Genomic DNA, 1,694 nt, shown 5'->3' with positions numbered 1-1,694 from the left:
GTCCAAACATTACGGCCTCTTCACAGACCCTCGACGCGGCGTGGGCACACTTCACGGTGCTGTAACGAACAGGCTAACGTCCTCAATGAACCATGTTCCGACCCAGCCGGGCTCGGCGAGCGAGCGCCTGCGCACCAGTGAAACCCTGTTCCAACTCCTTGTCCAGGGGGTTGCCGATTACGCCATCTACATGATTGATCCCACGGGGCACGTGTCGAGCTGGAACTCAGGGGCGCAACGCATCAAGGGCTATCTGCCCGACGACATCATCGGTYACCATTTTTCACAGTTTTACACCGAGGAAGACCGCATCGCGGGCATTCCCGACCGCAACCTCATCACGGCCGCGACGACCGGACGGGTGGAAGACGAAGGTTGGCGGGTCCGGCAGGATGGCTCACGGTTCTGGGCCCACGTCATCATTGACCGCATTACAGACGACGATGGCACCGTCATCGGTTTTGCCAAGGTCACCCGGGATGTCACCGAGCAACGGGCTGCCGCACGGGAACTGGAAGAGGCCCGGGAAGCCCTTTTCCAGGTGCAGAAGATGGAAGCCATCGGTCAGCTTACGGGTGGCATGGCGCACGACTTCAATAACCTTTTGATGGCGGTCCGGGGCGGCCTGGAGCTGCTTCGACCACGCCTGCCGGACGATCCGCGCACACAGGGTATCTTCCATACCGCCATGGCTGGGGTGGATCGGGGCGCGGCCCTGACCCAACGGATGCTGGCGTTCGCGCGCCGCCAGGAGCTCAAGCCGACTGCCGTGGACATCGGGGGACTCGTTCACGGTATGGCGGACATGGTCCAGACCACCCTCGGGTCTCGCATCACCATCATCAGCCGTTTCCCGCTGACCCTTGACCGGGCCCTCGTCGATGCACATCAGCTCGAACTTGCGCTGCTCAACCTCTTCGTCAATGCGCGGGACGCGATGCCCGCCGGGGGCAGCATCGAGATCCGAGCGGCCGTCGAGTCGGTGACGAAGGGACATGCCTCAGGTCTCCCCGCAGGCCGGTATGTCCGCCTGTCAGTCATCGATGAAGGGGAGGGCATGTCACCCGAGACCCTTGCTCGCGCGGCCGATCCGTTCTTCACAACCAAAGGCGTTGGCAAAGGCACAGGCCTGGGCCTATCCATGGTTCACGGTCTTGCCGAACAGTCCAACGGGCGCCTGATAGTGGAGAGTGAGGTCGGACGAGGCACCACCGTGAGCTTGTTGCTCCCCGTTGCCGACCCTGGGTCGCCCGCCCGGCAGCCTGAGAAGCACGATGTGGAGAGGAAAGGCACGTCGCCCGGCCCTGGTCGCGCGCTGCGTATTCTCGCCGTCGATGACGATCCTCTCGTGCGCGTGACGCTATCCGCGTTGCTCGAAGACATGGGTCATGTTGTCGTGTCGGCGGAATCAGGTCAGCAGGCCGTGGATGCCTTCGACGGCGGCGGCCACTTCGACCTGCTGGTAACCGATTACGCGATGCCGGGCATGACCGGGGCCGAGCTTGTTGAATCTGTCCGGACGGTTCAGCCCGAGGTGCCCATCGTCGTCGCCACCGGTTATGCGGAGGTAGCCTTGGGGTCGCTGCGTGGTGTCACGCAGCTAGCCAAGCCCTTCGATCGCAAGGCGCTGGCGGGTGCCATCGATGCTGCCGTCAGAGCGACCCCGGTGGGCGGTGCCTGACGCCCACGCATGG

General features: G+C 63.7%; 1 protein-coding gene. It reads left to right on the top strand.

Features of this window, described 5'->3' with window-relative positions; all coding sequences use genetic code 11:
* Positions 1–85 precede the first annotated feature (85 nt).
* Positions 86–1,681 carry an ATP-binding protein gene (locus tag AC1DSN_RS22210; protein WP_477332955.1) on the top strand — a complete coding sequence of 532 codons (1,596 nt, stop codon included), beginning with the start codon at positions 86–88 and terminating at the stop codon, positions 1,679–1,681.
* Positions 1,682–1,694 lie beyond the last annotated feature (13 nt).

The sequence above is a fragment of the Luteibacter sp. P4_D7_3 genome (assembly GCF_056401735.1).
Note: the sequence above shows the minus strand (reverse complement) of the source record. Positions and strands in the feature narration are given on the sequence as shown.